At 64.7% G+C, this 15,275-nt stretch carries 3 protein-coding genes; all 3 read left to right on the plus strand.

All coding sequences use genetic code 11. The features are described 5' to 3' along the window. Window positions 1–167: 167 nt before the first annotated feature. The 3 genes from ACMGT0_RS14870 (at window position 168) to ACMGT0_RS14880 (ending at window position 15,275) form a co-directional block, all read left to right on the plus strand. On the plus strand, window positions 168–12,698 hold the full coding sequence (locus ACMGT0_RS14870; protein WP_416773231.1) for a filamentous haemagglutinin family protein: 12,531 nt from the start codon (window positions 168–170) through the stop codon (window positions 12,696–12,698). A gap of 280 nt (window positions 12,699–12,978) precedes the next feature. Further along, the gene (locus ACMGT0_RS14875; RefSeq protein ID WP_054057509.1) at window positions 12,979–13,584 is read left to right on the plus strand and encodes a transposase; all 606 of its coding nucleotides are present in this window, start codon (window positions 12,979–12,981) and stop codon (window positions 13,582–13,584) included. Then, on the plus strand, window positions 13,581–15,275 hold the full coding sequence (locus ACMGT0_RS14880) for a ShlB/FhaC/HecB family hemolysin secretion/activation protein (protein ID WP_416773233.1): 1,695 nt from the start codon (window positions 13,581–13,583) through the stop codon (window positions 15,273–15,275). Before ACMGT0_RS14875 ends, ACMGT0_RS14880 begins: the two co-directional genes overlap by 4 nt.

Consider the following 15,275-nt stretch of genomic DNA (forward strand, 5'->3'; position numbering starts at 1 on the left):
CGTTGCTGATTTCTTGCGTCTGGGAGCACGGTTCCCGGCAGATGAATTTTCCATGACAGAAGTTCGGTCGCGACCTTCCGTAACCGCCTATCCGGTAATGAGCAACGCCCCGTCACCGATCGGGTCATGCGTTGCCGCCCTTGGCACGATCTGAAAAGGATGGAGTGATGCTGCGCTGCAAACCCTCGGCAAGACTCAACGCCCGGCGTCACGACGACGCCCCCTCGATCCTGCGGCTCAAGCCCCTGGCCCAGGCCATCGCCCTGTGGATGGTGGCGGGCAGCGCCCAGGCGGAAACGGCGTTCAGTTCGGCCTGGTTCACCAACAAGGGGGCCAACCTGTCGGCCACCGCGGCGCGCAACAACAGCGGACAGATTCCAGGCATCCCGACCCTGGTGGAGCAGAGCCGGGCCAACCAGCAGTTGCAGCGCTCGCTGGGCAACCTCAACAGCACCGTGGCCGCCATCGCCGCCCAGCAGGCAGCCCAGGCGGCCGGTCGCCAGGCCGCGCTCGGCCAGTTGAGCAATATTCCCGATGGCCTGGGCAAGGGCGGCCTGCAGGTCGACAACAGCCTGACCCAGGGCTGGCTCAATGCCAAGGCACCGACCCAGACCCAAGCTGGTGGCAAGACCACCGTGACCATCGAACAGACCGCCGACAAGGCGATTCTCAACTGGGAAACCTTCAACGTCGGGCGCAACACCACGGTGGATTTCCAGCAGCAGTCGAACTGGGCGGTGCTCAACCGTGTCAACGACCCGCTGGCGCGTCCGAGTGAAATCCAGGGCCAGGTCAAGGGCAATGGCACCGTGATGATCATGAACCGCAACGGTGTGGTTTTCAGCGGTTCCAGCCAGGTCAACGTGCGCAACCTGGTGGCCGCTGCGGCAACCATCAGCGACGATCAGTTCATCCAGCGGGGCATCTACGTCGACACCAATGGCACCCAGCCGACCTTCACCGATGCGGCGGGCAAGGTCGAGGTTCAGCGTGGTGCGATCATCCAGACCCTGGCGCCCACCTCGTCGACCGAGGCCGGCGGTTATGCGCTATTGCTCGGTTCCGAGGTGGAAAACGCCGGGACCATCGCTACTGCCAAAGGCCAGACCACCCTGGCCGCGGGTGACAACTTCTACATTCGTCGCGGTGTCGGTACCAGCAGCAACCAGCGTTCGACCACCCGTGGCAACGAAGTGGCGACTTCGCTGAAAGCCGGCAGTACCGCCGGCAAGGTGAGCAACAGCGGTCTGATCCTGGCCTCCACCGGCGATGTCACCCTGACCGGGCACCAGGTACAGCAGAACGGTGTGGCGCTGGCGAGCACCTCGGTCGACACCCGTGGCACCATTCACCTGCTCAACTCGGCTACCGACACCACCGGTAGCGTGACCCTGGGGCAGGGCAGTACCACCGCGATCCTGCTGGAAAACACCGATGCTACTGCTCTTGACAGCCAGCGCAACAACGGCCTGACCGGTCTCGACGGTTTGCCAAACACCCTGATCACCGGGTTCTTCAACAACCTGAGCACGGTCAGCGATCGCACCGACCAGTCGCGCATCGAGATCGTCAGTGGGGGCAACGTCGACTTCCAGAAGGGTTCCATCACCCTCGCCACCGGCGGCCAGGTGGCCGTCAGTGCCGCCCAGCGCAGCCTGGTGCGTGATGGCGCGGTGATCGACGTTTCCGGCGCGGTCGGCGTGAAGGTCTCGATGGAGTCCAACAACATCAAGATCAACGTGCAAGGTAACGAACAGCGCGACGCACCGGTCAACCGTGACGGTGGCAAGCTGATCAACAACGACGTCTGGGTCGACCTGCGCGAGCTGGTGTTCGTCCCCGCCGGCACCAACGGCTATGCCACCGATCGCTGGTACACGGCGGGCGGTCTGTTGGAAGTCGGCGGGTATCTCGGTACCCAGGGCCACAACATCGGCGAATGGATGGCCCAGGGCGGCACGCTGACCTTCACCGGCAAGGAGGTGGTGACTCAGCAGGGCGCACAGCTCAACCTGTCCGGCGGCACCGTCGACGTACAGTCCGGCTACATCCGGCAGACCTGGCTCAAGGGGCCCGACGGTCGCCTTTACGAATTGTCCCGGGCCCCCGGAGACATTCTCTATTCGGGGATCTACAAGGGCTTCGAGTCCAGCAGTGCCCGCTGGGGCCAGACCGAGTATTTCTACAACCCGATGATCGCGCAGCAGCAACGCTATGAATCGGGTTACACCGTGGGCCGTGATGCTGGCAAGCTGGTGATCGGTACCAGCAACGCGGTGCTGGAAGGCCAGATCGTCAGTGAGGTGTTCAAGGGCGACCGGCAGAACCAGGCGCCGAACCTCAATCTCGATGGCTACCAGCAATCGCGCAACGCTGTCGCCCAGCGGGCGCAGCTGATTTTCGGCAAGTACACGCCGATCCATGACAAGAAGACCGGCACCCTGCGCTACAGCCTGGACGCGGTTGCGGACCAGGTGCAGATCGGCGACGGGGTCGAGCAGATTGCAGCCGGACTGGACCTGGGCACCGCGTTGCCAGCCGATCGCCAGGGCACCCTGTACCTGGACAGCGATCAACTCAATGGTTTCCAGCTCGGCGCCATCAAGGTGGCGGCCAGGCAGCAGGTCCAGGTCAATGGCGACCTGAGCGTGGGCAAGGGCGGTGATATCACCCTGTACGGGCCGCAGGTTCGGGTCAATGCCAACCTGACCGCTCACTCCGGTAGCCTGCATCTGGGCAACGTGCTCAATCAGGTGAACTCCGCCAACCCGACCCAGGGCGTCATCGACCAGATCATCCAGCCGGCGGCTGGCCAGAAGGCCGTGGTCGACATCGTGGCTGGGGTGAAACTCGATACCACTGGCCTATGGAGCAACCTGGCGCTGGATGGCGATAACAGCCGGTTGCCCTATATCAACGGGGGGGCGGTTTCGCTACGCAGTACCGGTGATGTGACGCTTGGGACGGGAAGCCTGGTCGATGTCTCTTCGGGGGCTGCCCTGCTCAATAATCGCAAGCTCAGCGGTGGCAAAGGGGGCGACATCACCCTTGCTGTCAACGTGGGTAACTCCACGGCGGCAGCTGATCTGACGCTTGCTGGTGAACTGCGTGGCTACGGCGTCAACGGTGGCGGCACCCTGAAGCTGCAGGCCGGCAAGGTACAGATCGGCGACAGTTCGACACCGGCAGCTTCCGGTACCCTTCAACTGGCGGGCGATTTCTTCAACAAGGGGTTCTCGGCCTACGACATCACCGGAAACCAGGGGCTGACCGTCACCGACGGTACTCAGGTCGACGTAAGCATGCCGGTCTATCGGGTCGGGGAGCAGGCCGGCGACATACCGTCGGGGGGATCGCCATCGACACTGCTGGAACGCTGGACGCCCGATCTCTACCAGAACGATGCCGCCAAGGGGGTGCTGACACAGCGTAGCGGCGCCAGCCTGAGCCTTAACGCGGGGACGAATACATCCAGTGCTGCCGACATGGCCAGCACCGCACTGAGTGTCGGCCGCGGTGCGCTCATCCATGTCGACCCCGGTCAGGCCATCGCCCTGAACAGCATCGGCCAGCTGACGCTGGATGGCACGTTGAGCGCCTGGGGTGGCAAGGTCAGCCTGGGGGCGATCACCACAGGGAGTTCGGATCAGGTCAATGCCATCGGCCATGGCCGCTCCATCTGGGTAGGCGAGCACGCCCTGATCGATGTGGCGGCCAGGGCCGTGACGGCGACGGATGCCAGTGGTCGCGTCTACGGCCGGGTGGCCAACGGCGGCAGTATCAGCCTGGGTGGCACGTTCGACGCCGCGACGGGCAAGGTCAAGGCGGCCGACCTGTTCCTGGTGGTTCGTGAAGGTGCACGACTGGAAGCCTCCGGCACACAGGCGATGCTCGACGTCCCGGGGCAGGGGCGCACGCTGGTCGCCAGCAATGGCGGCAGCATCACCCTGGCCTCGAACAACGGCCTGTACCTGGATGGCCGTTTCAATGCCCGCGCCGGTGCAGAGGGCGCTGCTGGCGGCACGCTGACGGTGGCCCTGCAAAGCCAGGCGTACTTGAAGGCGTTTGCCACCGATCGAGTGCTGAACTACCGCGAGTTGGTGCTCAGCCAGAACCGTCAGGCCAATACGCTACCGACCACGGCCGAGGACGCGGCGGGTGTGCTGACCTACGGGCAGGGCCGGTTCGGCGTCGACCAGTTCGAGGCTGGAGGTTTTGACAACCTGACCTTGTTCAGCAGTGGCCTGTTGAGCGTTGATGGCGATGTGACGCTATCGACCCGCCAAAGCCTGCAACTCTATTCCAGCTACCTTGGATTGACGGGCAACGCCGCGGATCAGGCTCGGGTTCGTCTTTCCAGCGCCTATCTGCTGTTGGGTGGGATGCTCGAGTCATTGGGGAAAGAGAGCTATGTCGTTCCCGGCCTGAACGGTCGTTCGCCAACCCCGCTGGGCCATGGTGTGTTCTCTGCGGATGCCAAGCTGATTGATGTGCGCGGTGACGTTACCTTCGGGGTCAAGAGCTCCGTCGCGTACCTGGGCCAACCGGCGGTGGCCATCGAGCGTCGAGGTTTCGACCAGGTGGAGCTGACCAGCCAGGGCGACTTGCGCTTGCTGGCGGTTTCCAGCGATACCGATCCGACGACAGGTCCCAAGACAGGTCTGTACACTGCCGGTGACATGACTCTGCGCGCGGCCCAGCTGTACCCGACCACACAGACCAGTGCCGCCATCATGGCGGGTTCCGGAGGCAGTGGTAGCGGTTTCGATCCGACGCGAACCTTGACCATCGGTCCCGTGGGCGATGCCAGTGCGCCGATTCCCTATTCGGCTTTTGGTCGCTTGCGGCTCGGGGCGGCGGTCATCAAACAGGGTGGCGTGGTCCGAGCGCCCCTGGGGCTGATCGAAATCGGCAGCGGCCTGGGCACCCCAGGCGTGGAGAAAGTGGAACTGCTTCCCGGCAGTATCACCTCCGTCAGCGGCAAGGGCCTGGTGCTTCCGTATGGTGGTACCTTCGATGGCCAGACCTATTACTACAACGGCAAGGCCGTGGAATTCCTCGGGCAGGGCGGTACACCCACCGCCAACCGCGGATTGCAGGTGGGTATCGCATTGGGTGGCAAGTCGGTGTCGGTCCTGCCCGACGCCACCCTGGACCTGTCCGGCGGTGGCGACCTGCTCGGTGCCGGTTTCATTTCCGGGCGTGGCGGTTCCACTGATGCGCGCTTCAATCCATTGGTCCAGTTCGGCTCCGATGGCAGCTTCCTGTTGCCGGGCCTGGCGACCAACCCGATCTATGCCATCGTGCCCGGCGTGCAGCCGGGTTATGCGCCGGTATCACCGGAAGGGGGCGCGGTCGACCCGATGATCGGCCAGCAGATCACTCTCGGTGCAGGGATTCCCGGGCTGCCGGCTGGCACCTACACCTTGATGCCTTCGACCTACGCCCTGTTGCCCGGTGCCTTCCGGGTCGAACTGAATGGTTTGGCAACCGGCGGCACGGCGGGTGGTACGCAACGGATGCGCAACGGATCGTGGTCAACCTCGGGCCAGTTGTCCATTGCCAACACCGGTATCCGCAACGGTATCGCCAACCAGATCATCCTGACCTACGGCGACGTCTTGCGTCGCTACTCGCAGTACAACGAAACCAGCTATGCACAGTTCGCGATTGCGGACGCGGCCCGCCTCGGCGTGCCCCGGGCCCTGCTGCCGAAGGACGCCCGGACGCTCAAGCTGGAGTTGGAAAAGGGCGCCGGGGAGAAAGCCTTCACCTTTGCGGGGATCGGCAAATTCGACGCCGCCGAAGGGGGTTATGCCGGTACGGTCGCGGTGTTGGGCAGTAACGGCTCCGCGTTGGAAATCGTCGGCGCCGGGCGCCAGGCCACGGCGCAATTTGACGGTGTGACCCTGGATGCACAAAGCCTGAGTGCCCTGGGGGCGGGGCGCATGGTGATTGGCGGGTTGCCGACGCTGACCTATGGACAGGGCGGCAACTACATCACCCTGTCGAAACTGTCGAGCAGCATCGTCATGCGCGACGGCGCGACCCTGGGAGCACCGGAGGTGTTCCTGGCCACCGGTTCCGGGGACATCGTGCTGGAGCAGGGCGCCTCGATCAACACGCTGGGTTACGGCAACGCCGCCTACGATGCCCGGAACGGCTTTATCTATCAGGTTGGCAACCTGCTCGCCGTCTCCAACGGTCTGCTCAATGTCGTCAACCTGCCTGAGGGCCAAACGGCGGTGACGGGCGGGATCAAGGTGGGTACCTGTGCCCTTGTCCCGTGCACCGGCCAGACTTCGCTGTATTCCAACGGCAGCATCGCCGCTGTCACGCCGACAGCGTTCCAGCTCGATGACAAGGTGCGTTACGGCACTCGTCACCTGACCCTGGCCCTGAACAATATCAACGTCGGTACGCCAGAAGCGCTGGCCGATGCGGTGGCCGGCAATCGGCTGCCGGCCGGCCTGACGCTCAACCAGCAACTGATCGATCGCCTGCTGCAAGGTGACACCCAGTCCGGTGCGCCGGCCCTGGAGACCTTGCAACTGTCGGCGCGTGATGCGTTCAACTTCCATGGCACCACGACGCTCGATACCTATGACGTACAGACCGGCAAGTCGCGCCTGAGCAACCTGATGTTGTCCACTCCGGCGATCTACGGTGCCGGTGGCGCTGGCGACGTGGCCACGATCCATACCGCCAACCTGATCTGGCTGGGCTCGGACAAGCCGGCCGGTTCGGTGATCGCTGGTGGCGCGGGAACCGGCAGCGGGCGCCTGGATATCAAGGCCCAACGCATCGAGTTCGGTTATGGCGACTTCGCCCAGCCCAATACGGTCAAGAGCTTCGATCGCCTGGTGCTTGGTTTCGCCAACGTCAATCTCAACGCCAGCGAACGCATCACCGCCAACCACAAGGGCAGCCTCTCGGTCTACCGGAGCCAGGGTGCCTACGAGGCCGGCAAGGGCTTCCAGTACAGCGGCGGCAACCTGAACGTCCTGACCCCGCTGATGACCGGTGAGGCTGGCTCGGTGAACCGCATCACCGCTGGTGGCACGATTGACGTTTCGTCGTTGGGCGCCGCTGTGGGTGAGGTGAACGGGCAGGGCGCCGAACTGGCCCTGCAGGGCAGCAGTATCCGACTGGCCAGCGCCGTGGTCCTGCCCAGCGGCAAGGTCACTCTGGGGGCGACCGGTGACGTGCTGCTCACCGATGATGCCCGGCTCGATGTGGCCGGGCGGGCCATTGTCTTCAACGACGTGACCAAGTACGGCTGGGGCGGCAGCGTCAGGCTGGAGAGCCGCAACGGTAATATCCACCAGGCGGCGGGCTCGCGTATCGACCTGTCGGCCAGGTACAACCAGGCCGGGACCTTGAGCGCCGTGGCGCTGGATGCAGCGGCCGGTATCGTTGACCTGCAGGGGCGTATTCTCGGCTCCAGCAGCGGTTATTACGATGCGGGCGGCACCCTGATGCCGTACACGGCGGGGGGTGTTGAGATCCAGGCCCAACGGCTGGGGGCGACGGGAACGCTCGATGAGCAGTTCGCCGCCCTCAACCAGCGGATCAACGAGGGGCAGGTTACCGGTTCGCGCAGCTTCCAGCTCAAGCAGGGCGACCTGACCATTGGCGAGGGTCTCAAGGCCGGTGACGTGACTGTCTCCATCGACAACGGCAGCCTGCGGGTGAGCGGTACCGTCGATGCGAGCGGCGAGCGGGTGGGCAGTATTCGCCTGTCGGCGAAAAACGGCCTGACCCTGGACGGCAGCGCCGTACTCGATGCCCATGGTACGCGCCTGCGGGTCGACAGCTACGGCAAGATCATCGATTCGCCGAACCGGGCGATCGTCGAACTCAACTCGGGCAATGGTCAGTTGACCCTGGGCAGCGGTGCACGCATCGACCTGCGCCACGGCACCGATGGGGCGCTGGGCAATCTGCCGGGGCATAGCGATGGTCGGGCCCGCGGTACCCTGGCGTTGAATGCGCCGCGCCTGGGCGGCGCCACCGGCGGCGACATTGCCATCGATGCCAGCGGTCCGCTGACCATCCAGGGGGCGCGTTCGATCGCCGTCAACGGGACCTGGCGCTATGACGATGCGGCCTACGGCACCGATCCGGCGGCCAGCGGCCGTCCCTACCAGATCATCGACCAGGCCTACCTGGACGCCAAGCATTTGCAGAGTACCGCGTTCATCAATGCTGCCCTGGCCAATGCCAGCCTGATGCAAGGCAAGCTGGCGGGCTTGAACAACGCCACCTATGCCGATGCCTTCCATCTGCGTCCCGGCGTGGAGATTGTCAGCGCGACGCCGGACGGCGACCTGGTGGTGCAAGGCGATATCGATCTGTCGGGTTATCGTTATGCCAGTGTGAACCCGAACACCCGGAAGACCGGGGTCTACGGTTCCGGCGAAGTCGGCAGCCTGACCTTGCGGGCCGGTGGCGACCTGAATATCTACGGCAGTATCAGCGACGGGTTCGCGCCACCGCCGGCGACCCAGGACGACAAGGGCTGGATCTTGCTGCCAGGGATCGACATCAATGGTGGCGATACCGTGGTACCGGGGGCCGGGGTGACGTTGGCCGATGGCACGACCTTCCCCGGCGGCGTCACTCTCAACTACGACTTGCCGATAAAGGGCTTGCAACTGGCGCCTGGAACCCGCCTGCCGATATCGGCGACACTCGACCAGGCGCTGTCGCTGCCGGCGGGGACCGTGTTGGCGGCAGCGGTACGCGACGCCTCCGGCAATATTCTATTTGCCGCCGGTACGTTGTTGAGTCAGTCCCAGACCCTGGCGGCGGGCACCCAGCTGGATGCCGGCAGCCTGCTTCCGGTGGCGGCCAACTTCAAGGCCCTGACCTGGCCCAGGGGCGTGCCGTTGCCGGGCGTTGCCGGTACGACGCAGACCGTGGTCCTGAATGGGAACCAGGTTCTGTCCCGGGGCGCTCTGATTCCTTCGGGTACCGATGTAAAACTGCTGGCGGGCGTGGAGTCCATCCAGTTGCGTCCTGAGGTTGCCGGCCGCCAGGGGCAGATCTGGGCCGTTGCGCCGATGCTGGCTGAAGGTTCGCAGTCCTGGTCGCTGCGCCTGGTGGCGGGAGCCGACACCGAAGCGGCCGACAGCCGTATCGTCCAGCCGTACCCTGTCAGCGGTGACCTGCATCTGGCGGATACCCATTACGGCATGTTCGGCAAGGCCAAGCCGGGTGGCTATGTCTGGACCGAAGAAGGTTCGCTGAACTGGGCCGGCGATACCAGCCTGGTCGGCCAACCCATCGACTTCGATGCCATTGGCTACCCGGATCTGTGCACCGACAACCCGACGTTCTGCAAGGCAGCCACCAGCTATGTCTGGACCGAGGAGGGGTCGCTGAACTGGGCCGGCGATACCAGCCTGGTTGGCCAACCCATCGATTTCGATGCCATTGGTTACCCTGAGCTATGTACCGACAACCCGACGTTCTGCAAGGCGGTCGGTCAGTCTCAGTTGGTTGCCGGTAGCCAGCGCTTCAGCGTGGTTCGTACCGGTACGGCAGACCTTGAATTGCTGGCCGGTGGCGATCTGAAGATGGACTCGCTCTACGGCGTCTACACCGCCGGCAACTCATCGACAGCCACCTCCGCCAATGATCCCTACAACCAGGCCCGGGCGCGGGGGACCGGCGGAACAGTCCTTGGCGATGCCTTCGGTGGCTACGAGGAGCTGGTCAATGGCAGTGCCACCAGCGTTTACCGTGCCTGGTACCCGGACGCCGGTGGCAACCTGACCCTCAAGGTGGGCGGCGATCTCACCGGCAATATCATGGACCGTGTCTCGACTGGCCTGGGACGGCCCAACTCGGCGGACCTGGGCCATGACACCGCCGGTGTCGGCAACTGGCTCTGGCGCCAGGGCAGCGGCAGCGTCGACACAGGGGGACAGGCACAGCCAACCGCCTGGTGGATCAACTTCGGCACCTACACCAACACTGCCGCACTGGGCGGCAGTGGCGCCGACCAGATGGTCGGTTTCACCGGGTTCGGCACCCTGGGCGGCGGTAATGTCGATGTCCAGGTGGCGGGGGATGCGGGCATCCTGGCCCCCCTGTCCGGGGCGGCGTTTGCAACGTCGATCAACCCGCGCAGCCAGGGCCTGGTGCTTGCCGTTGGCAGCACAGGGCGGGTAGCGGCCGATGGCAGCGTGCAGATGACCGGCGGTGGCGATCTGAACCTGCGGGTAGGGGGCGCGCTGAACCCGGCCAGCGATCTCACCCAGGGACAGCAGAACGGTTTGCTGGTCGACCTGCGCGGGCATGTGCAACTCAATGGCGCATCGATGGGCAGCGTGGCCTTGCACTACGGCAACCAGGCCACGGACCAGGCACCTGGCGAGGTCAGGGCCTATGATCCGACGATCGCCACTCGCGCCCTCTCGGCCGGCGGCATGACGCTGGTTCCGGGGGATGCCACGTTCAATCTGTCTACGCTGGGCGATCTGGTCGTACAGAACGTGCAGGATCCGGGTAGGGTCGCCCTGATGAACGCCACGCCTTTTGTCAGCGGCGGCGTCAATGGTGCGGGCCAGAGCTGGTTCACCCTGTGGACCGGGCATACGGCGATCGATCTGTTCTCGGCCGGTGGCAACCTCACCCCCTATACCCTGGGTACCGTCACCGATGCGGCGGTGGTCTACCCCTCCATCCTGCGGGCGGTCGCGGCCAGCGGCAGTTTCTACTATGGCAAGGCTGCCACCAGCCAATTGAGAGACCCCGAATACAAGGCACCGTTACTGTTGGCACCTTCAGTGACCGGCGAACTGCAGTTCCTGGCCGGCGACTCCATTTACGCCAGTGGGTTCAGCGTCAGTCGTTCCGGCGCGGCCGCTGAAACGATGGCGACCCCCTGGCGTCCGGCATTCGCGGGCTTGATCAACGGCAGTATGGTGACCAACGGCAACAACCTGTCGACGGATGGCAACACGGCCCAGGTACCGGCGGTATTGCCCCTGTTCGCCTTTGGCTCCGCCACCGCCTCCGACACCATTGCCGCCAGCCGTCTCCCTTCGCGCTTCTACGCGCTCAACGGCGACCTGCTGGGCGTCACCAGCGGCCGAATCATCAGCTTCCAGGGGACTGGCACTCCACGCTTTGGCCAGACCTGGTACGAAGGTGCCGGCCCGGTCTGGATGATGGCTGGTCGCGATATCGTCAGCAGCGGTACCGCACTGGGCAGCAGTGATTCGGGCATGACTGATATCAACAAATACACCAGCACGGGCAACCTGTTCGTGCACAACGACCCGAACGACGTTTCCATCGTTTCCGCCGGCCGCGACATTCTCTACAGCAACTTCACGGTGGCCGGTCCCGGTACCCTGGAGCTGACGGCAGGACGCAATATCCTGATGGAAGACAAGGCCAGCATCACCAGCATCGGTGCCGTGGTCCCCGGCGACAGCCGCCCGGGTGCCAGCATCGTCATGCAGGCCGGTTTCGGCACGAATGGCGCGGACTACCTGCGTTTCGTCCAGACCTACCTGAACCCGGAGAACCTGGCACAGGCCGGCCAGTCGTTGAGCGGCGGCAAGGTGGCCAAGACCTACGGGACCGAACTGGTCGCCTGGCTGGCCGAGCGGTACGGCTTCAGTGGCACTGCCGATCAGGCGCGTGCCGACTACGCGGCCCTGTCGCCCGAGCAACAGCGGATCTTCGCCCGCGAGGTCTACTTCGCCGAGCTGAAAGCAGCGGGACGCGAGTACAACCAGGTTGGCGGACCACGCCAGGGCAGCTACCTGCGCGGTCGCGAGGCCATCGCCTTGCTCTTCCCGCAGACCGACGTGGCGGGCAATCCGATCACCTACCAGGGCGACATCACCTTGTTCGGTGGCGCCGGGGTACACACCGACTTCGGTGGCAACATCCAGATGCTCACGCCGGGCGGAGGCCAGGTGTTCGGTATCGAGGGCGTGGCGCCACCGTCCACGGCCGGCGTGATCACCCAGGGTGCCGGCGATATCCAGCTTTATTCCCTGGACAGCATCCTGCTGGGGCAGAGCCGCATCATGACCACCTTCGGCGGTTCGATCATGGCCTGGTCGGCGGCCGGTGATATCAACGCCGGGCGCGGTTCGAAGACCACCGTGGTCTATACGCCGCCCAAGCGGGTCTACGACAACTGGGGCAATGTCACCCTGTCGCCCTCGGTACCGAGCACCGGGGCGGGGATCGCGACGCTCAACCCGATTCCGGAGATCGCGCCGGGCGACATCGACCTGATCGCGCCGCTGGGCACCATCGATGCCGGCGAGGCGGGAATTCGGGTGTCGGGCAACGTCAACATCGCGGCCTTGCAGGTGGTCAACGCGGCCAACATCCAGACCCAGGGCAAGTCCTCGGGGGTGCCGATGACCGCGTCGATCAACACCGGGGCCATGACCGCCGCCAGCTCCGCCGGCGCTGCGGCCTCCCAGGCGGCCGAAGACGCCGCGCGGCAGCAGCAACAGGCGGCGAAGCAGGATCGGCCGTCGGTCTTCACCGTCGAGGTGCTCGGTTTCGGCAGCGAACCGGTGACCCCGAGTCGCGACAGTGCCAGCCACACGCCAGCCTATAACCCCGACAGCCCGGTCCAGGTCCTCGGTGCGGGCCCCTTGAGCGAGCAGGCCAGGCTACGCCTGACCGAAGAGGAACGGGGCAACCTGACCTTGTAAACGCGGGTTCTTTCTCCTCTCTGGCGGCCTTGATGGCCGCCTTTTTTTGCCCAGCCGTCCTGTGGCGGGCAATCCCACTTCCATGGGCCCCACCGGCGCCTACGGGCATGGATTTTTCAGGCCGCATTTGCTGGCCGGAAAGCGCCAGGAATGAAGCTTTTGTGACAAAAGTTCGGTAGCACAAGGCCAGCCCCGTCTTGGATATGTAGAACGGGCACGGAGGCGTCAGGCCCCGTTTTCCAAGGTTGCAGGGAACGCTGGAGGGGAGGGTATGGGGACTATGGAACGCTACTCGAAAGTGGGCATGCAGGAGCTGGACCAGCGCCTGTCGAAGATCGTCGAGGCGGCGCGCAAGAAGCCGGTGTCGGTCTATCGCTACGGTGCACCGTGGGTCTGGATCGTGTCCCAGGAAGATTGGCAGGGCGCCTTGAAGGAGGTCTCCAGCTACATCCCGCCCGGTCACTCGCTGGTGCTGCTGCGGCCACAGATCGACGACCTGCTCGACGAGCATCGCGACGTCCTGCTGGCGGCGGGGGCCAACGCGAAGATGCTGATCGCCCCGCAGACGGTGATGCACATCCTTCTGCTGCAACTGCTGTATTCGGTGCCCGGCGAACAGCAGTTGTACGAGCAGCTCAACTACAACCTGCTGTTCCGCTGGTTCGTCGGCCTGGACCTGAACCAGAAGGTCTGGAGCTTCAACGTCCTGAGCAAGGACATCGCCACGCTGCTGGACAACCCGCAGGCCGTGCTGCTGATCCAGAAAATCGTCGGTGAACTGTTCTGTGGCGCCCTGCTGCAGATGCCGGAGTTCTCGCTGAACTTCGCCTTGTTGCACACCTGGCTGGCACGGCATCCATCGCTGGCGATCACGAACAACCAATGAGGCGCCAGGGGCGACAGCCCCGGCCATGCGGCCTCGACAACGCTCGGGGCCATTTCTTGAATCAAGGGGGCGGTGTGGAGCATCTGTTCTTCAAAGAGACGGCGCGACCGACAGGGGCACGACGCGCCTGGCCGGCCGGCGCGGGCCTGGTGCTGGCCCTGCTGGCCGGGCCATCGGTCGCCGAGGAGGCTCCGGTGGCCCGTCTGGTGGACGTCAACGAGTACGTCGTGCGCGGCAACACCGTGTTGCAGGCCCGGGACATCGAGGAAGCGGTCTACCCGTTCCTCGGTCCGCAGAAGGCCCTGGCCGATATCGAAGGCGCCCGCGATGCCCTGCAGAAGGTCTACCAGGCCAAGGGGTATCAGTCGGTGTTCGTCGAACTGCCCGAGCAAAAGGTCGAGGGTGGCATCGTCTTCCTGCAGGTCAGCGAAACCAAGGTTGGCCGGGTGCGCGTGGTGGGTGCCAAACACTATTCGCCGGTGGAGATCCGCGAAGACGTGCCGGCCCTGAAAGAGGGCGAGGTACCGGATTTTGCCAAGGTCCAGAGCGAGTTGGCGGCGCTCAACAAGGGTGCCGGTCGCCAGGTCATGCCGCTGGTGCGCGAAGGCCAACGGCCCGGGACCATGGACGTTGACCTGCAGGTCGAGGACCAGAATCCGTGGCACGCCAGCCTTGGGCTGAACAACGACTACAGTGCCGACACCAAGGAGCTGCGAGCAGTCGCCTCCCTGGGTTACGACAACCTCTGGCAACTGGGGCACAGCGTCTCGCTGACCTACTTCACCGCCCCCGAGGACCAGAGCAACGCCAAGGTCTGGTCCGGTTCCTACAGCGCACCGCTGAGCGAGCGCTGGACCCTGCAGTTCTCCGGTTACCAGTCCGACAGCAATGTCGCCACCATCGGCGGCAGCAACGTACTGGGCAAGGGCCATTCCTATGGCGTCTCGGGTATCTACACCTTGCCTTCCAGCGGGGCCTGGGCCAACTCGTTCTCCATCGGCGTGGACTTCAAGGATTTCGAGGAAGAGCTGAAGTTCGGCAGCAGCAGCGACCAGATTCCGCTCAAGTACGCCCCGCTGACCTTTGGCTACAACGGCTACCGCTATACCGAAAGCGCCCAGCTCGGCCTGGGCCTGAACCTGGTGGCGGCGACCCGCAGCTTCTTCGGCTATGGCAGCGATTCCGACGAGTTCGACTACAAGCGCTACCGTGCCAGCCCCAGCTTCACCGTGCTCAAGGGCGACCTGAATTACACCTACACCTTCACCCGCGACTGGCAGTCGGCGTCCAAGGCAGCCTTCCAGCTGGCGTCCGGCCCGCTGGTGTCCAACGAACAGTTTTCCGCCGGGGGCGCCACTTCGGTGCGTGGCTACCTGGCGGCCGAGCGCTCGGGTGACAGCGGGATGCTGTTCTCCCAGGAACTGCGCACGCCATCGCTGGCCAGGTTTGTCGGCAGCTACGTCAAGGAGTGGCGCTTCTACGCCTTCGCCGAAGGCGCGCGGCTGACCCTGGAAAAGGCCCTGCCCGAGCAGGAAGACGAATACAGCCTGGCCAGCGTCGGCCTGGGGACACGCGCCAGCCTGAGCAAATGGCTGTCCGGCAGCCTGGATTGGGGCTACCCGCTGCTCGACGGCCCGAACACCCGCAAATACGACTCACGTCTGCACTTCAGTGTGCAGGCGACTTTCTGA

Source organism: Pseudomonas sp. RHF3.3-3, assembly GCF_048069595.1.
Classification (GTDB): Bacteria; Pseudomonadota; Gammaproteobacteria; order Pseudomonadales; family Pseudomonadaceae; genus Aquipseudomonas; species Aquipseudomonas fuscovaginae_B.